Raw genomic sequence first — 26,027 nt, forward strand, 5'->3', positions numbered from 1 at the left:
TGATCGAGGTATAACTAAGATACGACTGTTATCATATAGTCTTAAAATTGGGATTTCTGTATTTTAGAATTAAGAAGAGGGGTTCAGCATTAACTATGTTAACTGTAGAAAAAATTGGCGGTACATCGATGTCTCAATTTCAAAATGTGCTTAATGACATTATTGGTTATCCGGGTTCAGAAGGCTTTCACTACGGCAGAGTCTTTGTCGTCTCTGCTTATGCCGGGGTAACGAATTGGCTGTTAGAAGATAAAAAAACCAAAGCGCCTGGAGTTTACCAACATTTTATTAAAGGGGAAGACTATGAAACTTCCATAAATCAGTTATTAGAACGGTTGCTTCAGATTAACGAATCCTTCGTGGAAATCGGTTTGGACTATCAAGTCTGCCGTGATTTCTTACTGGAGCGAATTAATCAGACCAAAGCTTATCTGAGCAGTATGGAAGATATTATTGCTTCAGGGTATGTCGAGCGGGGAAGTATCTTATCGGCGGCCAGGGAACTATTGGCTTCCATTGGAGAAGCCCATTCGGCCTTTAACACGGTTAATATTCTTCGTAATCGGGGAATTCGTGCCGAACTTGTGGACCTCACCGGTTTTAGGGATTCGAAGCAGCTTTCATTCAGCGATCGTATCGAAAGAACGTTTAAGAATGTTAATCCCTTTGACGCCATAATCGTGGCGACAGGCTATACTAAAGGAGTCGAAGGGATTATGCGGCAATATGAACGAGGATATTCGGAAATTACCTTTTCCAAGATTGCTACGCATTTACAAGCCAATGAAGCGATTATTCATAAGGAGTTTCATCTTTCCTCAGCAGATCCTAAGATTGTTGGAGTTGAAAAGGCTATTCCCGTTGGCAAGACGAATTATGATGTTGCCGATCAGCTGGCAGATATCGGAATGGAGGCCATTCATCCCAATGCTTCCAAACCCTTAGAAATGGCTGGAATTAACTTACGCATCAAGAATACCTTTGAACCTAGCCATCCGGGAACCCTCATTTCCAAGGATTATATTGGCCCTAAGGCCAGAATAGAAATTATTGCCGGGTCTGATAAGATTGTAGTCTTGGAGATTCATGATACCTTAATGGTTGGGGAGATTGGCTTCGACTATGAGATCATGAAGAAGTTTAAGGAACACAATATTAGTTATATTACCAAAGCGACTAATGCCAATAGCATTTCACTCGTAATTTGGCAATCAGATCTCAATGATCAATTGGTTGCAGAGCTGAAAGAAAACTATCAGACAGTAACAGTTCAAGAGGCTGCTATCGTCTGCGTTATTGGTTCAAATATCGCCATGCCAAGAATTCTTGCACGGGCAGCAAACGCTTTGGCTAAAAATGATATTAATATCAAATGTGTCGCCCAGTCCTTACGGCAGGTCAATATGCAATTTGTCATTGATCGGAAAATGTATGCTAAAGCCATTGTTTGTCTGAATGAAGATTTGTGTGTCGCCGAATATTAGGAGGAAGTTATGTCTGTTGAACTGGTCAAGGAGTTCTTAAAAGAGAACAAGCAAGATATTGAAATATTAACCTTTGAAGATACCAGCACCGTTGCTAAAGCGGCTGAGTCCTTAAAGGTAACCCCCGGAGAAATCGCAAAATCCTTGCTCTTTAAAACTAAAGAGCAATTCATTATGATTCTGATGGCTGGCGATAAACGTTTGGATAATAGGAAATTTAAAGACGTCTTTGCGACAAAGGCTAAGATGCCTGAGGCTGAAGAAGTAATAAGTGTCACCGGGCATCCAGTCGGCGGTGTTTGTCCCTTCGGCTTAAAGAAACCTATTCCGATCTATTTGGATTATTCACTGCAAGCCTATACTCATGTGTTTCCTGCGGCTGGTGAACCCAATACGGCCATTAAATTGACAGTGGATGCTCTGCAGGAACTAACCTGTGGACAATGGATAGATGTTGCTCAGTGACCTCGTATGGGAACCACTCCTACTTGTAGAAGTGGGAGTCTTACTAAAAGGAGTATGACATGGGGAAAACTTTAGTATTAACTGAAAAACCTTCCGTTGGCCGCGAAGTGGCTAAAATTTTAAACTGTTCCCAGAAGGGAAATGGTTGCCTCATAGGAGCAAAATTTATTGTCGCCTGGGCTTTAGGGCATTTGGTAACCCTTGCTGACCCTGAAGTCTATGATCCCGGCTACAAAACTTGGAGAGCTGAAGATCTTCCTATGCTGCCGTCAAAAATGGAATTAGTGGTCATCAAAGAAACTGCCAAACAGTTTGGGGCGGTTAAGAGTTTAATGAGAAGTCCAGAAGTGGATGAGCTGATTATTGCCACTGATGCAGGGCGTGAAGGTGAACTGGTGGCACGATGGATTATCAAGAAAGTCGGCTGGCGTAAACCCATTAAACGGTTGTGGATCTCATCTCTGACTGAGAAGGCAATCAGGGACGGTTTTAAACAATTACGGCCCGGTAAAGATTTTAACGCGCTCTATTCGGCAGCAGAATGCCGTGCAGAAGCCGATTGGTTGGTGGGCTTAAACGTTACCCGCGCGTTGACATGTAAGTTCAATGCCCAACTTTCAGCCGGCCGTGTCCAAACGCCTACCTTGTCTATGGTCGTTGAACGGGAAAGAGAAATTAAGGAATTTGTTCCGCAAGACTATTGGTCGGTGGTTGCCTCCACAGGAACCTTTGACCTGCGCTGGCAGGGCCAAAATGGTCAAACCCGCATTTTTGACTCCCAAAAGGCGGATAAGATTTTAACAAAAGTAAAGGGTCATGTCGGAGAAATTGTTGACGTAAAAAAAGAGGCCAAGAAAGAGCTGCCCCCCTTAGCTTACGATCTTACAGAACTACAGCGGGATGCTAACCGAAAGTATGGCTTTTCTGCCAAAACAACTTCGAACATCATGCAGCTGCTTTATGAAAACCATAAGTTGGTGACTTATCCGCGAACAGATTCGCGTTATATCAGTGAGGATATCGTACCGACACTATCTGAACGCTTGAAAAGTGTTGCCCAGGGTCCTTACGTAAATTTGGCTCGGGGAATCTTAAGGAATAAACTCAGCATAACCAAACGTTTTGTCGATAACTCTAAAGTTTCGGATCACCATGCAATTATTCCCACAGAACAGCCAGCTATGTTGAATAGGCTTAGTTCAGAAGAACTTAAGATTTATGATTTAATCGTGCGCAGGTTTTTGGCCGTACTTTCGCCGGCCTTTGAATATCAGCAAACGACCGTAAAGATGAGAGTCAATGGCGAAATATTTACTACAAAGGGAAGAATTGTCCTCAAAAAAGGCTGGAAAGATGTCTATTCGACTTACCCAGGGGCAGAGGATGAGGATGAAGGGGAAGATCAGAGATTGCAGACCTTACCCCAAATTAGCCTTGGTGATACACTGAAGAATTTGTCAATACATCTGGAAGCCAAGAAAACGAAGCCTCCGTCAAGACATACGGAAGCCAGCTTGCTCTTTGCCATGGAACATCCCGGCAAAATGATTGAAGACCGGCAGCTGAGAGAAGTTATGGATCAAAGTCATGGCCTGGGCACCCCGGCAACACGGGCTGAGATCATTGAAAAGCTCTTTAACTCGTTTTATATGAGCAGGCAGGGCCAGGAAATTATGCCGACGTCCAAAGGAATTCAATTGATTAACTTAGTTCCACCGGAACTTAAATCACCGGAGTTAACCGCCCAATGGGAACAACAATTAAATGAGATAAGCAAAGGGCGGGCAAATGCTCAGACATTCATAAAGGAAATGCGGGAGTACGCCACTCAGCTTGTTACTACAGTCAACGGCAGCACTCAATCCTTTAAACATGATAATTTAACTAGAACAAAGTGCCCTGATTGCGGTAAGTTCCTCTTACAGGTGAAGGGCAAGAAAGGGGAAATGTACGTCTGTCAAGACCGCGAATGTGGTTACAGGCAGGCTATTTCCCAAATATCTAATGCGCGCTGCCCGGAATGCCATAAGAAAATGGAGATTCGGGGAGAGGGCGAAAACAAATTGTTCGTTTGTGTCTGCGGTTACCGGGAAAAACTCTCTGCTTTCAAGAAACGGAAAGAGGCTGAAAAGAGTACCGGCAATAAAAAGGAAGTCCACGCCTTTTTGAAGAGACAGAATGATGAAACTCTGAAAAACACAGCCTTAGCAGATGCTTTAGCGAAATTACAAATTAAGAAGTGAACTCGTATGGGAACCACTCCCACTTGTAGTGGCGGGATTCTTACGTTGAATGAAGAACTATAAATAAAATAATGTAATCAAGGTGTAAATAAAAAGTTAATAAGTTTAAGAAATTAATTAGTTTAAGAAGTTAAGAAGAAATAAATTTCGAAAGAGGTTTTTCGGTGTAGACTGAAAAATCTCTTTTTATTATTGATACCTTTAGTAATAGCACACTAAGGTGTTATCTAAATCCATTGTTTCTACATAAGTAAAGGAAAAGAAGACTATTGGAACGATTATCCCTCTCCAAACATAAATCATATTATGGGATGCCTTAAAGGAGAGGGTGCTATGGAGCTAAAAGGTGATGTTAACGAATGTCTTGCTAAAGCCAGGAGCTATGTAGCTGAGGGCATAGAACAAATCGTAACAGGAAATCCTGATGAAATGCACGGAGTATCTCCAAGTCCGGGAGCTTCAGCCCTCGCCGCTCTTGCCCTTCTGGCAATAGGAAGAGGGTTTGAAAGCGCCCAAAGGCAAGGAGTTCAGTGGCTATGGCAAAATCGCCGCGGAGGTTGGGGGAAATTTCCCGGCGACCAGCCGGATCCGGAAATAACTCAGATCGTCAATTCAGTTATACAAGGAAGTGAGGGGGGCTGGAGAGCTAAAATCCGGCTTTTATCTCAGGCCCGGCAATTTTCTGAAATGATATTATCGTTAGGGCAAAGGGTGGTGCCTGGTTTAGAAGGACCTACACCGGAAGAAATCTTGCTTCCCAATATTCTTCAAGACCATGTTTTGGCCAAATTACCTCTCTATGGTCGCCCGGTGGTTGTTGCAGCATCAATTCTCGCTTCCGATTCTCCAGAGGGAATCAGCCAAGGAATTCAATATCTTCTGGAAACGCAAATGTCTGATGGTTCCTGGGCTGAGGATATTGTGGCTACAAGTTTAGGTATCTTGGCTCTCCTGCGGCGGGGCGGCAACAGTAAACGAGCGGAGAAAGCAGGGCAATGGTTAGTTTCCAAGCAGTACTCCAGCGGCGGCTGGCCGGCCTTCGATCAGCTTAAGGTCTGGGCGGTAGCCTGGGCAGTTTGTGTTTTTGGCGAACAGATGAAAAGGAATGAAACGTATCCTTGGCTTTCTCAGGCGATGGATTATCTTAAGCAAGGGCAGAATTCCGACGGGAGTTACGGAAGCACTCCTCCACATACTCATCCTGATCTGGACGATACCTCTGTTGCCTTAATGGCTTATCATCAGATGCTTGGAAAGCAGAATAAGCAGGGTGTAGAGCTGCTGAGAAGACTGCAAAATTCTGATGGGAGCTGGGGAACATTTCCCAGCTTTACTGGAGTCCCCCCCGCTATTTCTTCGGAACTTCCTGTTTATATTTCAAGTGTTGATGTGACGATTCATGTTTTGGAAGCGTTATGGGGTTCCTCTCGAGGGCAAGATGAAGCCATTTGGCGAGGACTTAATTGGCTGATTTCTCAGCAGGATAAGCAGGGAGCCTTTCCGGGCTCTTGGTTTGAGGGGAGAATCTACAGTACGGCTCAGGCTCTTGAACTTCTTAGCAAATGGAGAATTAGCTGGGAACGCTGGACAATTCCGCGCAATATTCAAGTGGCTCGCAAAAAGGGATTGGAGTTTCTGCTCAAAGCTCAGAATCAAGGAGACTGGGGCTCGGTTGTGGAGACGGGGTTGGCCTTATCGGGATTATGGAGGTATAGCCGATTCGTTCCCAAGGAGGTCATGGATAAGGGCATCCAAAACCTTCTCAGTGCGCAGAAAGACAATGGTTCCTTTCAGCCGTCTTACCGCGGAATCTATGCTAAGGGCTGGAATTATGAGGAACCCCTGACAACGGCTTTAACTGCTATTCGGGCCTTACAACGATACCAGATCATATATACTCATACTCCCAAACGGTCGTTTTTGGGTTTTTGAGTTAAAGATTGAAAACAATACTATCCAGACTGGATTCTTAGCAATGAAGATCTTGGTCTGGATAGTTTGTTTGTTTCCTTGAAATGATTGTGAGAACTATGATACCTAGTGCAGGCTAGAAAAAGAGTCATAATTGGGTATCTTGGAATATTATAGATTATGACGTTGAGGAAGGTTAAAAAGGAGCGCTTTTCCCGTGCTTGAAATGATTTTTCAGCATTTTGGCCGATATCAAGAGATTGTTTCCGTGCTGATTCGCCATGGATTTGGCTTTATTCTCTTCGAAAGCAGGGGCCTAAAAAATCAGGGAAAAAATGAAGTTGTCATGGCCCATCTCGGCCAGCGGATTCGTCGAGTTTTGAGCGAGCTGGGTCCAACGTTTATAAAACTTGGTCAGTTTGCGAGCACACGTCCGGATATTATCCCCATACCCATTGTTCATGAGTTGGAGCAGCTTCAAGACAGGGTTCCTCAGGTTCCCTTTGCTCTTATAAGCCGGACCATCGAGCAGGAGTTAGGAGCTCCAATCCAAGAACTTTTTCAGGACATTACCTCTTCTCCCCTGGCATCGGCCTCGATTGGCCAAGTCCATGTCGGCCGCCTGAAATCCGGTGAACTGGTTGCCGTTAAAGTCCAGCGTCCCGATACAGGAGTCATTGAAACGGATTTGGAAATTCTGAGAGAAATCATTCCTGTCGTGGAGTACCGCTTCCCAAACTTAAAACGCTATTTCCTCCGAGGAATGCTTGCGGAATTTTCGAGATGGCTAAAAGAAGAACAAAATTATTTAGCGGAGGGCAAAAACGCTGAGAGGATGGCTCAAGGATTCAACAAAGATTCGCAAGTGATTTTTCCGCAAATTTTTTGGACTCATACAACCAAAAAGGTTCTGACTATGTCCTATCTCGAGGGAATAAAACTTAATGAGCGACAGAAAATCTTAACTCTTTATGATGGCAGAACCATCGCTGAGCTTTTAGGCCGGGCATTACTCCTGCAAATTTTAAGAGACGGTTTTTTTCATGGGGACCCCCATCCCGGAAACATTATCGTTTTATCCGGAGGAAGAATCGGATTTATCGATTTTGGAATTGTAGGAGTTTTGAATCCGCGTTTAAAACGACAATTATTGAATGTAATCCTGGCCTTAAGACGGCATAATGCTAAGGCCTTGGCCGGATCTTTAATGCGTTTGGCAATTTCTTCCAAAAGGGCGGACTTTGCAAGCTTATGTCAGGACCTTGCGGAGATACAGCGAAGACATTTGGACGTTCCCTTTGGCCAAGTGGATTTGCGGCAGGCCATTAACGACTGTATGAACTTGGCTTTTCAATATGAGCTCGAATTTCCTCCTGAGTTTATCCTCTTGGGTAAATCGCTGTTAACCCTTGAAGGAGTCATTCATGAACTCGATCCTTCCATAAGTTTAGCGGAATTAATTAAACCCTTGCGACGTTTTTGGCTTCGGGAGCAGTGGAGCCTTAAAGATTGGTTCAAAAAGTATTTAGGTCTAAGAAGGTGTTAAACCATGATTCAGGTTAATGGATTATCGAAAGTTTATACGAAAGTACGGCCAAAGAATAGAAAGGCAATCTCAAATCATATTGCAGGGCTTAACGATGTCACCTTTCATGTTCAACAGGGGGAAGTATTTGGTTTGCTAGGGCCCAATGGTGCGGGGAAGACCACAGTGATCCGCCATTTAATGGGCTTTCTTAAACCGGATGTTGGATTTGCTCGGATCAAGGGCCTGGATTGTTGGGAAGAGGCCAAGGAGGTTAAAGCTTTCGTGGGATATCTTCCCGGAGAAATGAATTTTCTCAAAGAAATGTCCGGCCTTGAGTTTTTAAATTTAATGGCGGGAATGCATGGGAACCGTCCCGTTTTTTCAAGGCGGCGCGATGCTTTAGCTGAGCGCTTGGATGTTAACTTAAAACAGCCTATCAAGAAAATGTCCAAAGGGATGAAACAAAAATTAGGGATTATTAACACGATGATGTTGGATGCTGAGGTTTTAATTTTGGATGAACCTACCTCCGGTCTCGATCCTCTGATGCAAAAGGTATTTATTGATTTAGTTTTAGAGGAAAAGGACCGTGGAAAAACCATCCTAATTTCTTCACATATGTTTCCGGAGATAGAACGGACATGTGACCGGGTTGGGATCATTCGGGCAGGAGGGTTGGCTGCTGTCGAGGGAATTCAAAAACTGCGGCAGGAACAACGCCGGACGTTTGAAATTACGCTTGAAACCCCTGAACAGGCTCAACTTATCTGTGAGAGCGGTTTGAAAGCTGACCGAATCGGCGATAATCAAGTTTCTGTTGAAATTCAGGGTGATATAAATCCGCTTCTCAAGGTTTTAGCTCAAGTTCAGGTTAAGGATTTTTTGCAGAGGATGACGGAATTAGAAGAAGCATTTATGCAGTTCTATGAAAGGGGGGAGGAGGTTGAACAGAGCATTATTTCGAGCCATGTTTAAAAGACAAGGTAAAAAAACCTGCAGCTATGCTTTGGGTCTGTCCCTTTATAATCTTTTATTGATTGGGGTTTTTCCGACCTTGTCTCAGTCGAGTAGTATGGCTAAACTATCTCAGAACTTGCCGAAATTGGCGCGAGTTTTCAGGTTGACTTCAGATTATGCTCTCTGCCGTTTCGAGTCTTTTGCCGCCAGTCAATGCTTCGGGCAGGTTTGGGTCCTGGTTATGGGGATTTACACCATAAGTACGGCTAACGAATTAATAGCCCACTACGTTTCCGAGGGTGGAATGGCTTATTTGCTGTCCTCTCCTGCAGGACGTTTTGAGGTTTTTTCAACCCAGGCTGCGGTACTCATCAGTGGATTGGTTCTTATGGCGCTTCTGACGGAGTTGGGGATATGGGCAGAGGCAAAACTATTTGCCTTATCGTTGGATAAAAAAGCTTATCTCAGACTGGGAGCCCTGGCTATTGCCCTGTTTCTCAGCGTAGGCTCCTATAGCTTATTTTTTTCAACCCTTTTTAATAATGAAGAATACGTTATTCTGAGCGCTGCCTGCTTAACGTTTACCGGGTATGCTCTCGATATTTTTTCGAGTCTTGATGATCGCTTTTCCTGGGTTAAACATCTTACGATTTTTGGTTGGTTCCGTCCTCAAGAAGTATTGGAAGGAGACACGCCGGCTTGGCAAATCGTGTCATTAATGACCCTTTCAGCAGCCTTTTTGACCCTTGCCTGTTATGTTTTTGAGAGGAAAGACCTCTGCGTTTAGAACGAAGAAACGATCTGCTTGGAAAAGTATAGAGGAGTGAGACGCTTGGACGTAAGTATGTTGTCATTGCTTGCGAAAACTACCAGTATGATGGAATACCTTGGTTTTTTGTGGGTGGTTCAAACCGGCTTAGAGCTAAATCTCTGGGCGGAGATGGAAACAGCAAGAAGTTTAGAAGAACTTATGATCATGCATCCGGGGTGGGACGAAATCTTGTTAGATCATTGGTTAGAACAAGCTCACTATATGGAACTGCTAACCAAGAAGAACGATCTTTTTCAAGCGACGAAATTAGCGAAAGCTATTAATAAATATAGAAACCTTGGCTTAGAGGCCTTATATAAGGAACTTATAGCGCATTGGACCATAGGCTTTGCAGAACTTCCACGTCTGATTACCAAACAATGCGCAAAGTTAACGTTAGAGAACGAAATGGAAGAACTGATTGCCAAAGCGTCCATCGTCTCTGAACCATTCGTCTGGCCCTACTTGCGCAGTAAGTGCCAAAAAGAACAATGGAAGAGTGTCTTGGATCTGGGCTGTGGGGAAGGACGCTATTTAAAGATTTTAAGCAGCGAATTTTCAGATCTATGCGGAGTAGGTATTGAAATGAATCCCGCCGTTGCTGAAAGAGCGCAGGAAAAAGTTAAAGAATCCGACGGAAGAATCCGAATTCTGTGTAAGGATATTTTCTCGTTAGTTGACCAGCAGAAGGAGTCTCTCTTGGAATTAGGCAGCTTCGATCTTTGTCTGCTCAACAATAGTATCCACTTCTTCACCCAGGAACAACGAATTCAACTTCTGGGAAGCATTAGAGAATTTCTAAAGCCGGGCGGCCAAGTAGGGATACTAACAGCAGTACGCAAGGGCTCTCCCGTTCGAGTCTTTCGGACTCATCTTCCCCAAAATCTTATGAGCTTCTTTCTGGCCTGCCATCAGGGCTTCGAGGGACTTCCCACCACAGAGGAAATTAGATCGTTATTGTTCCAAACCGGATACGGCGATGTTGATATTGCGGTCATGCCTTTGGGAACATCCCACTATTTCTGTGCCAGAAAAACGGATGAGTGTCTAGAAACGCCGAGGTGACGATGATGAACGATGCACTGTATTGGTCAATGCTTAAATATGAGGGTAAAAAGGTCATAGGTTATTCCCTGAGTCTGATGCTATATGAGTGGCTGATAACCTGGGTTTACCCAATTCTTATTGAATCACCTGTGATCGAAGATCTTCCCAACAGTTTTCCGGCACCGGTTAAACGAGCGTTTGGCGTTTCCGCGGAAGAGACAGATATATCTTATGAATCCTATATCTCGGCGCAATTATTAGGAAGGTTCTGGACGCTGCTTATTTCCGTTTACGGAATAAGCGCATCAAATACTCTGGCTGCGCATATGCTTGAACAAGGTTTTATGGCTTATCCTTTATCATCACCAGTGTCCCGCTCGGAAATTATCAATACTCAAATTGGAGTGCTTGTAACGGAATTAATGTTGTTAACCGGCGCTACGGTAGGAGGGATATATTCTGCAGCGGCCTTTTTTAAGGTAACCATTGACAGGTGGCAATTCTTCAGAATGGGAATCTTAGGCTTTTGCTTGAGTACGGTGGTCAGCGGCTACAGTATGCTCTTTGGAGTATCCCTAAACTCAGAAGAAGTATCTGTTCCTTTGGTAAGCGCATTAACCGTCATTTTTTACGGGCTCGACGTCATGTCATCTCTCAGTGAACGATTTTCCCGCTTGCAAAACGTAACGCCTTTTGGTCTGTTTCGTCCTCAAGAAGTTCTTCGGGGAAAATTGCTTCCGACCAAAGAATGCCTTATCTTAAGCTGTATTTCGGGAATTTGCCTGCTTCTTTCAAGGTTTGTATTCCGACGTAGGGATTTGGCAATTTAAGTAGATTTTCCTAAGGATTTCCTTACTTCTATATAACACGTTGAAAGTATAATGTATATTAAGTAATAAATTATTGACAGAGCTAGTATTGCACTATATCATCATATTAAATATGTTTTAAGAGAAACGTATTTGTAAATTTGACAGTTTTTGAGGAAACAATGTTGTTTACCGAAAACAAGGCGGAGTATCAGATTATATCAAATTACCATATTTTTACTATATAACCTGTTATGCCTAATTTTTTATGAAAAGTTCCGGTCGGGTTATGTTGTGAAGCACATAATCAAGATTTGACATCTTGTTGCTTTTTTAACTTGCTCTGCTATTGCTTCTGCTTTTGGTGCTGCTTTTGAGTGGTACCATACCTTATTTTTATTTATGATTTCTTTACTTTGGCTGATTCGGCTTGTTATCTATAGCTAAGCTGAGGTTATTTTGATTGTGATTCTTCTGCATGTAACCGGATCTGAAAATTTGCGGAATTCTGGTCATTACGATGCAAGGGTTTAGATCCGGAAATAGGAGGTGATGTTTAGCACGTAATTACAACGGAATATAACCTACATAAATGAGGAGGGGAAATTTGAAATGTCCAAAAAGTTTCTTAGTGTACTTGCGGTGACACTTCTATCCTTTTCGGTAATTGTTTCAGGCTGCGGTACCCAATCCAGCGCAACGTCATCGGGTTCATCCGATCAGTCATCAGCAAGCAGCGGAGATATTAAGATCGGCGTACCATTACCTATGACCGGTTCTGAGGCCACCTACGGCAAAGATATGGAAAATGCCATCAAAATGGCTGTCGATGAGGTGAATGCCAAAGGCGGGATTAATGGTAAAAAATTAGGAACCGTTACAGGTGATGATGCCTGTGATCCACAGCAAGCAACGGCAGCTGCCAATAAGCTAGTTTCTGAAGGGGTAGTAGCCATTGTTGGAGGATATTGCTCCGGTGCAGTTGTTCCAACCTTAACGATTTATAACGAGAAAAACATTCCTTATATCGTTGAAGCTGCCAACTCATCAAAAATTACGGATCAAAATCCCGGAAATACATTCCAGATTAATGGTACAGCTGTACACCAGACTCAAAAAGCGGTTGAACTCTTTAAAAAGCTGGAAGCCAAAAATGTTGCCATTGTAGAACAAGGGGATGCTTACTCCTCCGATTTGGCAAAGCAAACCGAAGCTGCTTGGAAAGCCGCAGGAAATACAGTCGTTTCCCATGACGTAACAACTAAAGGAGAACAGGATTTTTCTTCCTTAGTAACAAGTTTAAAATCTAAAAATACGGATTTGGTATTTTGGACCGCTTATTATGCAGATGGTGCCCTCTTAATTAAGCAATTGCGTCAAGGCGGTTATAAAGGAGCTATTGTTGTTGGTGACGGCAGCAGCGATCCCAAACTTATCCAGATGGCCGGAGCTGCCGGAGAAGGCACCTATGTACTCTCGCCTCCCGTTGCTGAATTCCTCCCGACGGCAAAACAGTTTGCCGATGCTTATAAAGCAAAATACGGTCAGACTCCCGGAGCCTATGCCCCGTTGGCCTATGACGGGATTAACCTGCTGGCAGATGCCATGAAACGAGCTGGAAATACTGATGGCAAGGCCATCATTAAGGCATTGACCGAAACCAAGGATTTCCAGGGCTTAGCCGGCAAAGTAACCTTTGCTCCCAATAAGACGTTACAAGAGAGTAACTTTATCGTCCTGCAAATCAAGAACGGACAATTCGTTCTGCAATAAAGAAAGTATGAATTAACTAATGCTAAGGACGACCGGGCAGTTTTTCCCAGTCGTCCTTAGACAATCTTTGTCTTTAGCTCAAAGAGGGTGAAGGGGTGCACGCCATGACAGTCTTTTATACTATTATTCAACAATTTGTGAATGGTTTAATTTTAGGTTCTTTTTATAGCCTTGTCGCTCTCGGTTATTCCATGGTTTACGGCATTATAAAACTCCTTAATTTTGCCCACGGGGATATTTATATGGTAGGAGCCTTCGTGGGATTTGGGGCTCTTGGTATTTTCGGAAGCGCTCTAGGAATCGGTTGGTTAGGAATCACTGTAGCTTTGGTAATCAGTATGGTTCTTGTGGGATTCCTGGGAATAGTAATACATAGGGTTGCCTACCAGCCCCTTTTAAATAAAAATGCCCCTCGTATGTCTCTTTTAATTACGGCGGTAGGTGTATCCTTTACCTTATTCAACGCCGTTATGGTTATGACGAGCGGGGAATATAAAGCCTTCACAACCAGTTTTGGCTACGACGGAATCAGTGTCGGGCCTGTTAATATTACCTATACCCAGATAATTATGGTGGTTGCTACGGCTGTTCTGATGCTCGGTTTATATTGGTTTATCAATCGCACGATGTATGGCAAAGCTATGCGCGCCATAGCTCTTGATCAGGATGCTTGCCGTCTTATGGGGATTAATGTCACGAAGACCATCAGCTTAACCTTTTTTGTCGGTTCAGCCTTGGCTGCTGCTGCCGGTGTCATGGCAGGAGTCTATTATGGAAGCATTCATTTTTACATGGGTTTTATCATTGGCTTAAAGGCATTTACCGCAGCAGTTATCGGTGGGATCGGCAGTATACCCGGAGCAATGCTCGGGGGCCTTATTTTAGGCCTTTTGGAAACGGCCGGAACGCAGCTTCCTTTTGTAGGCTCTGCTTGGAAAGACGTTTTTACGTTTGGCATCTTAATCCTATTGCTGGTTACAAAACCGACTGGAATTTTGGGTAAAAGCGAGATTGAGAGGATGTAGCGGATGGTTAATTCTGTTGGCTTTAAAGATCGTGTGCTTAAAACAATAAGCGGCAAAAAAACGCGTGCTTTATTCCTGTCCCTATTGGTTATAATCGTTGCCTTACTGCCTCTGGGTGTCAATAACTATATAGAAGAAGTTATGACGAATACGTTTTTCTATATTATTCTCGCTCTAGGCTTAAACATTGTTATTGGTTATGCCGGCTTAGTAGACCTTGGCTATGCTGCCTTTTTTGCTGTAGGAGCCTATACAACGGGAATCCTTATGAGATACGGCCTGAACTTTTGGCTAACCATACCCATTGCTGTTATCTTTTGTGTTATAGCAGGGATTATCATCGGGGGACCGACCTTAAGACTGCGCAGCGATTACCTAGCTATCGTAACCTTGGGATTTGGGGAAATCACCCGCATTACCGCCCGCAACTTAAAGATTACTGGTGGGGCAAGTGGTTTGGTAGGTATTCAACGACCGACTATCTTTGGACATAAACTTTATCAAATTACAGATTTTTATTATACATTTTTTATCTTAGTCATTTTGGCGATTATCGTGTCTCTGCGCATCTATCATTCTCGTCTGGGACGAGCTTGGCAATATATTCGCGAGGATGAAGATGCTGCTGAAGCAATGGGCATTGATCCTGTAAAAACAAAACTCTACGCCTATATGATTGGAGCTGCCTTTGGCGGTGTGGCGGGAGCGTTTTTTGCAGTTAAGATGACAGCTATTTCGCCGGAGACCTTTGCCTTTACTCAATCAGCGATGATTCTCCTGGCTGTAATCTTAGGAGGAATGGGTAAGATTCCCGGTGCGATTCTTGGAGCCGTATTCCTGGTTTTTTTTCCGGAGATATTTCGGGAAATTGGTCAGATGCGGATGCTCTTATTTGGTATTCTCCTGGTTATTATTATGGTCTTTCGCCCTCAAGGTCTTTGGCCGGAACGAAAAAGCTAGAGAGGCATTTGGGTTTCAAAGAACTTAGAAGTTTAATGTTTCTTTACCTCCTTTACTCGTTGTGAAAGCGGCTTGAATGTCCGGAACTTAAAAAAGAAGGGTGAATAGAATGCCTATCTTAGAAGTAAAAAAGTTAACTCTTCGTTTTGGCGGGTTAACAGCTGTAAATAACCTTAGTTTCGATATGGATGAGAATTCAATTGTAAGTCTGATAGGCCCCAATGGTGCAGGAAAAACGTCAGCATTTAATTGTCTGACGGGTTTTTATAAAGGCAGTGAAGGCGATATCTTATTTCAAGGCCAAAGTATCTTTAGGCAGAAGCCGCATAAAATTACGAAATTGGGTATGGCGAGAACTTTTCAGAATTTGCGTCTATTCAAAGATATGACGGTTTTAGAAAACGTCATGTCCGGCATGCATAGCCGAACGTCCGCCGGCGTTCTGGGGGCTGTTCTGAGACTTCCCAGTCAGCGTCAGGAAGAAAAGAAAATTCGGCAGGTAAGCGAAGAGTGTCTGGACTTTGTAGGTATTTTAGATAAGCAAGACCGTTTAGCCCGTAATTTGGCCTATGGTGACCAACGTCGTGTGGAGTGGGCCAGGGCTTTGGCCACTCATCCGCAACTTCTTTTATTGGATGAACCGGCAGCCGGTCTCAACCATGATGAAAAAGATCAGCTAGTTGACTTAATACGGCGCATTCAGAAGGATTTGGGGATCACAGTTCTCTTAATTGAACATGATATGGGGCTGGTCATGAAAGTTTCGGAAAAAATTGTGGTCATTGACTATGGCCAGAAAATTGCTGAAGGAACTGCTGACGAAGTCAAGAATAATCCCAAAGTCATTGAAGCCTACTTGGGTAAGGAGGATGAGGAATGAACGACTTAGCACTCGTCCTGCAGAATGTTGAAACGTTTTATGGGAAAATTCATGCTCTTAAAGGGGTAAGTCTGGAAGTGCCCAAGGGGAAGATCGTGACACTGCTTGGTTCCAATGGTGCCGGAAAAACAACAACGTTAAAGACAATTTCTGGATTGATTCAATCATCTGCAGGCAAAATCGAGTTTTATGGCCGGGATATAAGTAAAGAGAAAGCCCACAATATTGTCAGCATGGGTTTAATCCATGTCCCCGAAGGACGGCGAATTTTCAAGGATTTATCGGTTAAGGAAAATCTTGAACTGGGGGGATTTACCCTTAAAGACGATTCCTTACGCCGTAAGCGAATTGAACATGTTTTTGAAATGTTTCCCCGTTTAAAAGATCGGCAAAAACAAATCGGAGGAACTCTCTCTGGTGGGGAACAGCAAATGTTGGCCATAGGCCGCGCCATGATGACTGACCCCAAGCTTCTGCTATTAGACGAGCCTTCCATGGGCCTGGCACCTCTGATTGTTCAAGATATTATGCGAATTATTAAGCAGCTGAATTCTGAAGGAACTACAATATTGCTTGTGGAGCAAAATGCAAAGATAGCCCTAAAATTGGCGGATTATGGCTATGTCTTAGAGACCGGTGAGTTGGTCATGGAAGGGGACAGTACCGAGCTCAGGAAAGACGAGAGAATAACAAAGGCTTATCTGGGAGAATAGAAGGATTATCGAGTCCTTCCTTCAGCGTGATAGCATTTGTTATGGGCTTGGCACTTTCGGCGAAAGTGTCTACAGGACAGTTTCGTCACCAAAAGCCCCGATGTTCAGCTTTAGCTGAACGAGTTTACTTTAAAACCGTTAAGGGGGTGTTGATGTGTCACAAGGAGCGCAGAGGGGCTACATGGAGCGGGTGAATCGTCTTAAGAAAAGAGTTCTGGAAACTCGTCCGGAGATGGATCTGGAGAATGCGCGAATTCTTACCGAGGGTTTTAAGGAAACTGAAGGGGAGCCTCTTGTCCTGCGTAAAGCTAAGGCTTTTCGCAAGCAGTGTCAGGATAAGACTGTGAAGATCTGGGATGACGAGTTGATCGTGGGGTGCTCCGGAAGCAAGATGCGCGGGGGTATTTTATGTGCAGATACTTGCTGGTCCGTGCTCAACGAAGAATTGGAGACAATTAATGAACGCCGCTATGACCCTTTTTATTTAAAACCGGAAGACCGGAGAATTTTTGAAGAAGAGATTCGCCCTTATTGGCAAGGAAAATCCACCTATGAAGAATGGTTAGCTCAGATTCCTGAGGACACCCGTATCATGAGAGATCATGGAATCATCTACATTAACCGTAAAGCAGTTCGCGGCTGGGGGGAAACCACAGCCGGTTATGAATGGCTGATCCGCGAGGGAGTCAGCGGTATTCAAAAACAGGTGGAAGAAAGAAAAGCGGCTTTGGATATGACTAAGCCGGGAGATTATGAAAAAGATTACTATTTAAATGCTCTCCTGATTGTCGCTGAAGGGTTAAGGATCTTAGGGGAACGCTATGCTCTGGAAGCGGAAAAACTGGCAGCAGCAGAAGAAAATCCCCAGAGGAAAAAGGAACTTCTGGAGATCGCCGAAGTTTGTCATCAGGTACCGGCCAATCCGGCCAGAACGTTTCGCGAATCTTTGCAGTCCTTTTATTTCTATCAAACGGCTATCTTCATGGAGCAGAATGCTGCAAGCTATAATCCGGGACGCATGGATCAGTATCTCTGGCCCTATTATCAAGCAGATCTGGAAGCCGGGCGCTTAACGTCGGAAGAGGCTCAGGAACTTTTGGATTGCCTGTGGGTTAAGTTCAGTGAACCCTGTCTCTTCCAGGATGCCGTTACAGCGGAATTCGCCGCCGGGTATCCCATGTTTCAGAATGTTTGTGTCGGCGGTGTGGATAGTTCCGGACGGAATGCTGTTAACGACCTTTCCTATTTAATCCTGCAGGCGACTATGGATGTTCGGCTTTATCAACCTTCTCTTTCAGTTCGCTATAGCCTGGCCAAGAATCCCAACTCCTTCTTGAGAAAGGTCGTAGAGCTCATTCGACTCGGAACAGGGTTCCCGGCCTTCCATAACGATGATATCGGGATACGCATGCTCTTAAATAAGGGGATTCCCCTGAAAGAAGCTTTTAACTGGAATCCCTGCGGCTGTGTCGAGACAAATTTGGAGGGACGTCTGCGCCAATACACAGCCCTGGCAGATATTAATCTGGGGAGCATTGTCGAGTTTACTCTTCTGGACGGAAGAAACCGGAAGAGCGGCGACTATATCTCTGTGCGAACCGGAAATCCGCTGAACTTTAAGACCTATGATGAGTTTTCGACTGCCGTCAAGAAGCAGATTGAATATGTGACCCGGGCTGTGGTGAAAGGAAGCCATGTGATTGATGAAATCGGCATGCATCGTCCTGTTCCGGCTCTCTCCTTAACCTTTAAGGAATGTATTGAGAAGGCCAAAGATTATGCCTGGGGCGGAGCTAAATATAATGTCGGCAATGGCATCATTTTGATTGGAGTTGCCGATTTAATCAACAGTTTAGCGGCTGTGCAACATATCGTCTTTGAAACAAAACAAGCGACCATGGAACAGCTCCTAACTGCTCTTGACGCTGACTTTGCGGGACATGAGGATATTCGAAAACTTTGCTTAGACTCCCCGAAGTATGGCAATGATGATCCCCTGGTTGATGATATTGCGGGAGAAATGTTTACTTTTATTGCCGATGAGATTGAAAAATACAGTAGTAAATTTGGACGCATGACTCCCGGTATTCTCCCTGTGTCCGGAAATACTCCTTTTGGTTTGGAAGTAGGCGCCCTGCCTTCCGGCCGCCGGGCCTGGAACCCCCTGGCGGACGGTGTCAGTCCCAGCGGTGGTACGGATTTGAACGGACCGGGAGCGGTTTTGAAATCAGTGGCAAATATTCCTCATGATCGATTTGTTCAGGGAACACTGTTGAATATGAAAGTTGAACCGGAGCTATTATCTACAGAAAACGGCATTATCCAAATGATGGCTTTGCTGAAAAGCATGTGCAGCTTGGGTGTTTTCCATGTTCAGTTCAATGTCATTGACCAGGAGAAGTTATTACGGGCGCAAAAAAATCCCGATGAGTATCGAGGACTTCTCGTTCGGGTTGCCGGTTATACGGCTTATTTTGTGGAGCTTGGCAAAGATGTTCAGAATGAGATTATTGGGCGTACAGTGCAGCATGGGATTTCCGTTGGGTAAAGGTTATCAGTGTAAGGTTTTATGGGGGTGAAGGTTATGACGGAACTGGATATGACTAAAATGCCATCCCCGAGGTCTCTTGAAGACACTGTAGGTGCTGCCTTAGGTTTCGTGGAATCTCCAATTGGAACATTGGCTAATACGTCTGAAGAATTAATGGGATCAGTACTCAGAATCGAGCGGACGTCAATCCACGATGGGCAGGGACTGCGGACGGTGATTTTCCTTAAGGGCTGTCCCCTGCGCTGTCGCTGGTGTTCCACACCCGAATCTCAGAGACCAGTTCCAGAAAGAGGTTATGTTTCTGATCGCTGTAATGGCTGTGGTAAATGTGTTAGCCTCTGTCCCCAAGAAGCTCTTGTCATATCTAAGAGAGAGCGCAAGGTCATCAGCGATTACTCAAAATGCCGAGAATGTTTTACTTGTGCAGAAAAATGCCCGCAGAATGCCATAAAAAAATACGGGCGTTTAATGTTGGTATCAGAAATAGTCCGAGAAATCTCCAAGGATGAGATCTTCTTTTTTTATTCGGGCGGCGGTGTTACTATTAGTGGTGGAGAGCCTTTAGACCAATCTGAATTTGTCTCCAAAGTATTAAAAAGGTGCCGGGAACTGGGAATTCATACAGCCATGGAGAGTAGTTTTTACGCCTCCTTTGAGAGTATCTTGAAGGTTTTGCCTTGGCTCAATCTTTTATACGTTGATCTAAAACATATGAATAAAGAATTACATCAACAATGGGTGGGAGCAGATAATTCTCAGATACTCGATAACCTGAGGAAGGTAGATGCTTCTGACGCTTCCCTTGATATTATTGCGCGCATCCCTTTGGTTCCGGGAGTTAATGACTCAGATTCGAATCTCCTTGCTGTTGCGGAATTTTGTCAATCCCTGCGGAAACTTCAAGAGATCGAACTCTTGCCCTATCACCGGCTTGGCCTGGAAACCTATAGAAGTCTCCAGAGAGATTATTCTTTGCCAGATGTGCTGCCGCCGGCGCGGGAAAAAATCATAGAACGAGCTGTATTTCTTGCCCAACAAAACCCTGGAGTACCAATCAGAGTTGACGGTGAGTTGATAGCTGGACAGACGGAGTGTTGAAGGTGACAAATGGTAAGATCATTAATATTATGAAATATTCTATCCATGACGGACCGGGTATTCGAACGGCAGTTTTCTTTAAGGGCTGCCCTCTTAATTGCCTTTGGTGTCATAATCCGGAAAGTCAAAAGTATGACCAAGAGCTGTTCTATTGGCCGGATCGCTGTATCGGCTGTGGGCAATGTCTGGAAAGTTGTTCCAGCAGCGCAATTAGGCCGACGTCCGGTAAACTGGACTATAATCGCGCTCAGTGCAAGGTATGTGGGGATTGCTGTACAGTCTGTCATACCGGAGCGAGAGATCTGGTGGCTAAAACCATGTCTGTAAACCAGGTCATGGCTGAGATTGAAAAAGATTTGGTCTTTTATGATGAATCGGGAGGAGGGGTTACTTTTTCGGGAGGAGAAGCCTTGATGCAGCCTGTCTTTTTAACAGAACTGCTTCAAGACTGTCAAAAGAAGGAGATACACACAGCAGTAGAGACTTGCGGCTATGTTAAGCCTGAAATTCTCCAAACAATCAGCCCTTATGTTAATCTCTTTTTATACGATTTAAAACTCATGGATTCTCAGAGACACCAATACTACACCGGGGTGCCGAATGAACTTATCCTGGAAAATTTGCGCTGGCTGACAGAGCACCATCCTAAGGTTCTAGTTCGTGTACCGATCATTCCCGGATGTAATGAGGATAAAGAAAACCTTCATCAACTTGGAGAATTCGTTGCCTCCTTGAAAAGAGTTCAAGAACTTCATTTGCTGCCCTATCACCGAGCCGGTGTGGACAAATACAAACGGTTGGGTCTGGAATACCAGCTGCCGGACATCCAAGCTCCTGAGAATGAGCAGATGGAGCGGATCAAGGGCGAGTTGGAACAGTATGGGTTAAAGGTTAAAATCGGTGGTTAGTACTGAAAAGTAATAGAAGTATCAAGAAATGTTGAAGTTTCCGAGGGGAGGAAAGGTCGAAATGAATGAACGAGTAACTATGCTCAGGCGGCAGAGTTTAGAAACCGAAGCCTATATTTCTGCGGAAAGAGCAGAATTGATGACGGAATTTTATCGTCAAGCCGGTAATTCCTCTGTACCTGTCCGCAGAGCGTTGGCTTTTAAGTACATGCTGGAACACAAAGAGATTTGCCTCAATCCGGGAGAATTGATCGTAGGGGAGCGAGGGCCTGCGCCCAAGGCGACTTATACCTATCCTGAACTTTGCTGTCACTCTCTTGAGGATTTAGATATTCTCGACTCACGGCCCAAGATTTCTTTTAAAGTAAGTCAGGAGGTTCGTGATACTTACGAACAGCGAATTATTCCCTATTGGCAAGGAAATTCTATACGCGATTTGATTTTTCAGGAGATGTCCGAGGAATGGAAAGAAGCATACGATGCCGGTATTTTCACGGAGTTTATGGAACAGAGGGCACCGGGCCATACCGTTCTTGATGATAAAATCTATCGTTTCGGCTTTTTAGATTTTATCCGGAAAATTGATGATCACTTAGCAAGGCTGGATTATTTAAACGATGCAGAAGTGTATCAGAAGCAGGAAGAACTAAAGGCCATGAGGATCTGCGCTGAAGCAATCATTTCATTTGCTGAGCGGTATGCCCAAAAAGCTAAAGAAATTGCCCAAATTGAGACAGACCCGCTGCGCAAGGAGGAACTGGAAACTATTGCCGAAGTATGTTCCCATGTTCCTGCCCATGCCCCGAGAAATTTCTGGGAGTCTCTGCAGACCTACTGGTTTGTGCATCTCGGTGTTATCTTGGAACTTAATACATGGGATGCCTTTAACCCCGGAAGACTGGATCAGCATTTATATCCTTTTTATAAGAAAGGTTTAGCTGATGGGACTTTGACCGAAGAAAAAGCAAAGGAACTTTTGCAGTGTTTTTGGGTCAAGTTTAACAACCAGCCGGCGCCGCCTAAAGTGGGGGTAACCGCAGCGGAAAGCGGAACGTATACGGATTTCGCCAATATCAACAGCGGCGGACTTAAAGCGGATGGCTCAGATGGAGTCAATGACGTCACTTACCTAGTCTTAGATGTTATCGATGAAATGCGCCTTTTGCAGCCCAGTTCCAATATTCAATTGAGCAAAAAGAATCCTGATCGTTTTATCAGAAGAGCGGCTCGCATCATCCGCAAAGGCTGGGGTCAGCCTTCCGTCTTTAATGCCGACTCAGTGGTTGAAGAATTACTGCGCCAGGGTAAATCCATTGAGGATGCCCGCCAAGGCGGTACCAGTGGCTGCGTTGAGACAGGCGCCTTTGGCAAAGAAAGTTATATCCTTACAGGCTATTTCAACTTGCCGAAAATTTTTGAACTGACCTTGTACAACGGGATTGATCCGCGGACAGGTCGGCAATTGGGACTGGAAACCGGTGATCCCCAAAACTTTAGTTCTTATGAAGAACTTTTTGAGGCCTTTAAAAAGCAGCTTCATTATTTCCTTGACATTAAGGTTAAGGGCAGCAATATCATCGAGCGTCTCTATGCCGCCTATATGCCCTCACCTTTTCTTTCCATACTCATCGACGATTGCATTCTCAAAGGTAAGGATTACAACGACGGCGGTGCCCGCTATAACACGAACTATATTCAAGGCGTCGGTCTGGGCAGCCTTACAGATACCTTGTCAGGCATTCGTTATCATGTTTATGAGCAAAAGGACCTGACCATGGAACAGCTGCTGAAGGCTTTAGGGCAAAATTTCACGGGATACGAAGGAGTTCGCCAGTTGTTGCTGAACAAAACGCCCCATTTTGGCAATGACGATGACTATGCCGATGAAATCATGGTTGACATTTTCAATGCCTATTATAACGAGGTCAATGGACGGCCAACGACGAAAGGCGGGGTTTATCGCATTAACATGCTGCCAACTACCTGTCACGTTTATTTCGGCTCGGTCATTGGTGCGACGGCAGATGGCCGCAGGGCTTGGGAACCGCTTTCCGAAGGGATTTCTCCCGTACAAGGGTCTGATCGCTTAGGACCGACAGCGGTTATCAAATCCGCTTCAAAAATGGATCATGCCCGCACAGGAGGGACTTTGCTGAATCTGAAGTTTACTCCCCAAGTAGTAGAGGGGGATGAAGGACTTGAGAAATTAGTCCAGCTCGTTCGCTCTTACTTCAAATTGAGCGGTCACCACATTCAGTTTAATGTTGTCAGCGCCAAAACCCTGCGGGCAGCTCAGAAGGAACCAGAAAAGTACCGTGACCTCATTGTCCGTGTTGCCGGATACAGCGATTATTTCTGCGATCTCAGTGAAGCTCTGCAGGAAGAGATTATTGCCCGGACAGAGCATACAGCTTTCTAAATTAATCGTTACTTAGAAACTTGAGCAATCTGATTACACTACAGATTTTAATAAGGAACGCTCTCCCTGTATACCAGCGATGATACCAGGAGAGCGTTCTTTAAGTTTTCTAATCGAACATTTATTTCTGCCGTCCTTAACGGTCTATAAGCGATTTTCAGCATCATAGCTAAAACCAGGGTTGGTAACCCGGTTGTCAGCGTCAAAGGTGAAGGTCTCAGTTCTTAGACCTGGTAAACTAATGCTAGTAATGATCATACGGGCAGCTTCCTTGAAATACCGTAGATCCTGACTCACGGCCTGAGTCAGGAGATTTAACGCCTCGCTGCGCTGTTATACATGTAGCTTTCGCTTAAATTAGCACCTGAAGGCCTGGTTCCCGTCACCGTACTAATCCTTCCATCAGAATCAAAGCCGTACTGACTGGACCACAGCGGATTAAGAATGATTCTGCCCTTTGAGGTATCTACTTTTCCCGTCTGAATACCTGTGATCTGACCGGCTTCGTTATAGGTGTAGACATCTTGGGTACCGTCAGGATTGTTTTGGTTAATTAGTTGGTCTCCGTCATCATAAATCATGGAGAAATTCTGGTTGTCTGCCGTTACTTTGTCGGGCAGACCGTTGCCTGTATAGGTGAAGCTGTAAGGAATTGAAGCGCCGCCGTAGGATAGATTAAATTGCGTAATCCTGTTTAAGGCATCGAGGGTTATTGGATTACCGGACACCGTTCCGGAATTACCGTCTGAGTAACTAATCAGATTGCCAATGGCATCATAGGTTGCCTGAATTTCGTTGACTGTCGTCTCATTAATAGCATTAACATCTGTGGGGCGGCCATCCAAATCATAGGAATAGGTGTATTTTTGTGAAAGAAAAGGAGGCATCGCTTGCTACTTAAGAAAAGTAGTTCCGCGACACCCCCTTGAGAGTTGTAGGTTGCTAATTTTTCGAATTTGCATTAAATGTTGATATTGACCCATTATCACTAGTTTGTGTTGGGTTTTCAGCTGTTGATTCTGACCGTACTCGACACTTTCTTAGAGGCATATTTGGTGTCCACATTAAACTATCCTATTTCTGGCTTTCCATTAAACTATTTACTTCATCAATATTTAGATCTACAGCTAAATGATATACTTTTATCCAATATGCATTACCTCGACAATAATCTTCAATTGCATCTCTGATAATTTCTTCTGTCAGTTTTTTTACAATAACGAAAGGGGAGCCGGCTTCAACAAATTCCTTTTTCTCCTTTTCCATGTAGGACAAAAAATATTGTGGAGTAGAAACGACCAAGGTATAACTGTTTTGATCTTCTAACCGAACAATGACATCGATATTATCATTCTCGATATCTTTAATTTTAGACAGGGGCGTTGGAAAAATAAGTTGGTAATCTTCATATTTCCTCCATTTATTTGTACATTTTGGTTATAATATTTATTACTTTTTGCTCATTTTGCTTACTAGCCTTACCCAGTATTTGAATAACACCATTTACTATTCTATAAAATACTCGGGCACCATTTCTACCCCTTAGATAGTAAATATTTTTAAATAGACTTTTTGTCCCTAGGCCCGGATTCGTATTCCCATTCAAAAATTGATTTATTAAGTTAGTAATAATAGTTAACAAGTTTTGTCAACAACCAAGGTGAGCTAATAGTATGTATGGGGGTGTGAGAGGACTATGCCTAGACACCGCCCTCTACTTTTTTTAACTGTTTAATTAACTTTGTCCTCTTCTGAATCCCAGACTAAATCAAATTTCAGACCTGTTATATCCGTACTATTTACATAGTTCACAAATTCCTGAGTTACAAAAACAGTACTTTTAGGTTGATCAATTATTTTAAATATCAAATTAGAACCAACTTTATCGCTGTGAAAAGCATATTTTATGAAACGCATTATTTGACTTTCTGGTGAATTCTTAAATCTTTTAAATATTGACTTTTGATAATCAATACAATCTAAAATATTAGTAACATGAACAATATAGAATTTTCCCTCGTAAGAGCTTAGTGGAAGAAGCTCCGAATATGGAGAAAATAGATGCCAAATTTTATCTATGGCTTTTTGGTTTAATATAGAGATACCAGGCATAAGATACGGACAATCGCTTAAAGGCCTATCTCGATCTTGATCATTCATTTTTATCACTTGAATAGACCTATATTTTTCAGCTGCAGGTTGCCCATTAAAAAGATGATTCATCATTCTCCAGTCTTCTTCATTAACAAGTGTAAGCCATTCGTAATTTTCAACATCTGATTTTAATTTGTAGATCCGCATAGTCTGAACCTCCTAAATGAAAGAGGGTTTTACTCTTTTTAATGCTTAATTCTTACTATAATCCGCCACTTTCTAGCATTTCGGCTATTTCCTTCAAAATCGCTTCACACGCCAACGGTTTTAATGGAAATGCCCCCTGCCTTA

At 43.8% G+C, this 26,027-nt stretch carries 21 protein-coding genes; 18 read left to right on the forward strand and 3 right to left on the reverse strand.

The window, feature by feature from the left end:
* Positions 1-95 precede the first annotated feature (95 nt).
* The 18 genes from ACPUYX_RS19800 to hypD all read left to right on the forward strand — a co-directional run bounded on the left by ACPUYX_RS19800 (position 96) and on the right by hypD (position 23,582).
* Entirely contained in the window at positions 96-1,484 is a 1,389-nt protein-coding gene (locus ACPUYX_RS19800) for an aspartate kinase (RefSeq protein ID WP_426381332.1), read from the forward strand.
* Between the two features lie 9 nt (positions 1,485-1,493).
* Positions 1,494-1,949: a YbaK/EbsC family protein gene (locus ACPUYX_RS19805; protein ID WP_426381333.1), complete on the forward strand. Its 456-nt coding sequence runs from the start codon at positions 1,494-1,496 to the stop codon at positions 1,947-1,949.
* A gap of 59 nt (positions 1,950-2,008) precedes the next feature.
* On the forward strand, positions 2,009-4,192 hold the full coding sequence (locus tag ACPUYX_RS19810) for a DNA topoisomerase III (RefSeq protein ID WP_426381334.1): 2,184 nt from the start codon (positions 2,009-2,011) through the stop codon (positions 4,190-4,192).
* Between the two features lie 333 nt (positions 4,193-4,525).
* Positions 4,526-6,124 (forward strand): prenyltransferase/squalene oxidase repeat-containing protein, encoded by a 1,599-nt coding sequence (locus ACPUYX_RS19815; protein ID WP_426381335.1) that lies wholly within the window; start codon positions 4,526-4,528, stop codon positions 6,122-6,124.
* A gap of 205 nt (positions 6,125-6,329) precedes the next feature.
* A complete protein-coding gene (locus tag ACPUYX_RS19820; RefSeq protein WP_426381366.1) occupies positions 6,330-7,649 on the forward strand; it encodes an ABC1 kinase family protein in 1,320 nt (439 codons plus the stop codon).
* 3 nt (positions 7,650-7,652) lie between these two features.
* On the forward strand, positions 7,653-8,606 hold the full coding sequence (locus tag ACPUYX_RS19825; protein ID WP_426381336.1) for an ABC transporter ATP-binding protein: 954 nt from the start codon (positions 7,653-7,655) through the stop codon (positions 8,604-8,606).
* Positions 8,575-9,375, forward strand: a complete 801-nt coding sequence (locus ACPUYX_RS19830; protein ID WP_426381337.1) for an ABC transporter permease — start codon at positions 8,575-8,577, stop codon at positions 9,373-9,375. Before ACPUYX_RS19825 ends, ACPUYX_RS19830 begins: the two co-directional genes overlap by 32 nt.
* A gap of 36 nt (positions 9,376-9,411) precedes the next feature.
* The gene (locus tag ACPUYX_RS19835) at positions 9,412-10,464 is read left to right on the forward strand and encodes a class I SAM-dependent methyltransferase (protein WP_426381367.1); all 1,053 of its coding nucleotides are present in this window, start codon (positions 9,412-9,414) and stop codon (positions 10,462-10,464) included.
* The gene (locus tag ACPUYX_RS19840; protein ID WP_426381338.1) at positions 10,443-11,276 is read left to right on the forward strand and encodes an ABC transporter permease subunit; all 834 of its coding nucleotides are present in this window, start codon (positions 10,443-10,445) and stop codon (positions 11,274-11,276) included. Before ACPUYX_RS19835 ends, ACPUYX_RS19840 begins: the two co-directional genes overlap by 22 nt.
* 591 nt (positions 11,277-11,867) lie before the next feature.
* A complete protein-coding gene (locus ACPUYX_RS19845) occupies positions 11,868-13,028 on the forward strand; it encodes a branched-chain amino acid ABC transporter substrate-binding protein (RefSeq protein WP_426381339.1) in 1,161 nt (386 codons plus the stop codon).
* A gap of 104 nt (positions 13,029-13,132) precedes the next feature.
* A complete protein-coding gene (locus tag ACPUYX_RS19850; protein ID WP_426381340.1) occupies positions 13,133-14,053 on the forward strand; it encodes a branched-chain amino acid ABC transporter permease in 921 nt (306 codons plus the stop codon).
* Positions 14,054-14,056: 3 nt separating this feature from the next.
* Positions 14,057-15,013 carry a branched-chain amino acid ABC transporter permease gene (locus tag ACPUYX_RS19855; protein WP_426381341.1) on the forward strand — a complete coding sequence of 319 codons (957 nt, stop codon included), beginning with the start codon at positions 14,057-14,059 and terminating at the stop codon, positions 15,011-15,013.
* A gap of 109 nt (positions 15,014-15,122) precedes the next feature.
* A complete protein-coding gene (locus ACPUYX_RS19860) occupies positions 15,123-15,893 on the forward strand; it encodes an ABC transporter ATP-binding protein (protein WP_426381342.1) in 771 nt (256 codons plus the stop codon).
* The gene (locus ACPUYX_RS19865; RefSeq protein ID WP_426381343.1) at positions 15,890-16,606 is read left to right on the forward strand and encodes an ABC transporter ATP-binding protein; all 717 of its coding nucleotides are present in this window, start codon (positions 15,890-15,892) and stop codon (positions 16,604-16,606) included. Before ACPUYX_RS19860 ends, ACPUYX_RS19865 begins: the two co-directional genes overlap by 4 nt.
* 154 nt (positions 16,607-16,760) lie before the next feature.
* Positions 16,761-19,154 carry a glycyl radical protein gene (locus ACPUYX_RS19870; protein ID WP_426381344.1) on the forward strand — a complete coding sequence of 798 codons (2,394 nt, stop codon included), beginning with the start codon at positions 16,761-16,763 and terminating at the stop codon, positions 19,152-19,154.
* A 36-nt stretch (positions 19,155-19,190) separates the two neighbouring features.
* Positions 19,191-20,255 carry a glycyl-radical enzyme activating protein gene (locus ACPUYX_RS19875; protein WP_426381345.1) on the forward strand — a complete coding sequence of 355 codons (1,065 nt, stop codon included), beginning with the start codon at positions 19,191-19,193 and terminating at the stop codon, positions 20,253-20,255.
* A gap of 2 nt (positions 20,256-20,257) precedes the next feature.
* Positions 20,258-21,163, forward strand: coding sequence for a glycyl-radical enzyme activating protein (locus ACPUYX_RS19880; protein WP_426381346.1), 906 nt, complete (start codon positions 20,258-20,260; stop codon positions 21,161-21,163).
* Positions 21,164-21,224: 61 nt separating this feature from the next.
* Positions 21,225-23,582, forward strand: coding sequence for a trans-4-hydroxy-L-proline dehydratase (gene hypD, locus ACPUYX_RS19885; RefSeq protein ID WP_426381347.1), 2,358 nt, complete (start codon positions 21,225-21,227; stop codon positions 23,580-23,582).
* Positions 23,583-23,896: 314 nt separating this feature from the next.
* Here hypD and ACPUYX_RS19890 read toward each other — a convergent pair whose 3' ends face one another.
* The 3 genes from ACPUYX_RS19890 to ACPUYX_RS19900 all read right to left on the reverse strand — a co-directional run bounded on the left by ACPUYX_RS19890 (position 23,897) and on the right by ACPUYX_RS19900 (position 25,883).
* Positions 23,897-24,469 (reverse strand): hypothetical protein, encoded by a 573-nt coding sequence (locus ACPUYX_RS19890; RefSeq protein ID WP_426381348.1) that lies wholly within the window; start codon positions 24,467-24,469, stop codon positions 23,897-23,899.
* Between the two features lie 187 nt (positions 24,470-24,656).
* Positions 24,657-24,884, reverse strand: a complete 228-nt coding sequence (locus tag ACPUYX_RS19895) for a hypothetical protein (RefSeq protein ID WP_426381349.1) — start codon at positions 24,882-24,884, stop codon at positions 24,657-24,659.
* Positions 24,885-25,313: 429 nt separating this feature from the next.
* Positions 25,314-25,883 carry an imm11 family protein gene (locus tag ACPUYX_RS19900; protein WP_426381350.1) on the reverse strand — a complete coding sequence of 190 codons (570 nt, stop codon included), beginning with the start codon at positions 25,881-25,883 and terminating at the stop codon, positions 25,314-25,316.
* Positions 25,884-26,027 lie beyond the last annotated feature (144 nt).

Source organism: Desulfosporosinus sp. SYSU MS00001 (assembly GCF_049943955.1).
In the GTDB taxonomy this organism is placed as follows: domain Bacteria; phylum Bacillota; class Desulfitobacteriia; order Desulfitobacteriales; family Desulfitobacteriaceae; genus Desulfosporosinus.

Excerpts from the sequence above, each read along its gene's own strand:
- ACPUYX_RS19900 (WP_426381350.1), bottom strand. The coding sequence starts at position 25,883 with ATGCGGATCTACAAATTAAAATCAGATGTTGAAAATTACGAATGGCTT.
- ACPUYX_RS19875 (WP_426381345.1), top strand. The coding sequence starts at position 19,191 with ATGACGGAACTGGATATGACTAAAATGCCATCCCCGAGGTCTCTTGAA.
- ACPUYX_RS19805 (WP_426381333.1), top strand. The coding sequence starts at position 1,494 with ATGTCTGTTGAACTGGTCAAGGAGTTCTTAAAAGAGAACAAGCAAGAT.
- ACPUYX_RS19800 (WP_426381332.1), top strand. The coding sequence starts at position 96 with ATGTTAACTGTAGAAAAAATTGGCGGTACATCGATGTCTCAATTTCAA.
- ACPUYX_RS19855 (WP_426381341.1), top strand. The coding sequence starts at position 14,057 with ATGGTTAATTCTGTTGGCTTTAAAGATCGTGTGCTTAAAACAATAAGC.
- ACPUYX_RS19810 (WP_426381334.1), top strand. The coding sequence starts at position 2,009 with ATGGGGAAAACTTTAGTATTAACTGAAAAACCTTCCGTTGGCCGCGAA.
- ACPUYX_RS19865 (WP_426381343.1), top strand. The coding sequence starts at position 15,890 with ATGAACGACTTAGCACTCGTCCTGCAGAATGTTGAAACGTTTTATGGG.
- ACPUYX_RS19850 (WP_426381340.1), top strand. The coding sequence starts at position 13,133 with ATGACAGTCTTTTATACTATTATTCAACAATTTGTGAATGGTTTAATT.
- ACPUYX_RS19890 (WP_426381348.1), bottom strand. The coding sequence starts at position 24,469 with ATGCCTCCTTTTCTTTCACAAAAATACACCTATTCCTATGATTTGGAT.
- ACPUYX_RS19825 (WP_426381336.1), top strand. The coding sequence starts at position 7,653 with ATGATTCAGGTTAATGGATTATCGAAAGTTTATACGAAAGTACGGCCA.
- hypD (WP_426381347.1), top strand. The coding sequence starts at position 21,225 with ATGAATGAACGAGTAACTATGCTCAGGCGGCAGAGTTTAGAAACCGAA.
- ACPUYX_RS19820 (WP_426381366.1), top strand. The coding sequence starts at position 6,330 with ATGATTTTTCAGCATTTTGGCCGATATCAAGAGATTGTTTCCGTGCTG.
- ACPUYX_RS19860 (WP_426381342.1), top strand. The coding sequence starts at position 15,123 with ATGCCTATCTTAGAAGTAAAAAAGTTAACTCTTCGTTTTGGCGGGTTA.
- ACPUYX_RS19815 (WP_426381335.1), top strand. The coding sequence starts at position 4,526 with ATGGAGCTAAAAGGTGATGTTAACGAATGTCTTGCTAAAGCCAGGAGC.
- ACPUYX_RS19845 (WP_426381339.1), top strand. The coding sequence starts at position 11,868 with ATGTCCAAAAAGTTTCTTAGTGTACTTGCGGTGACACTTCTATCCTTT.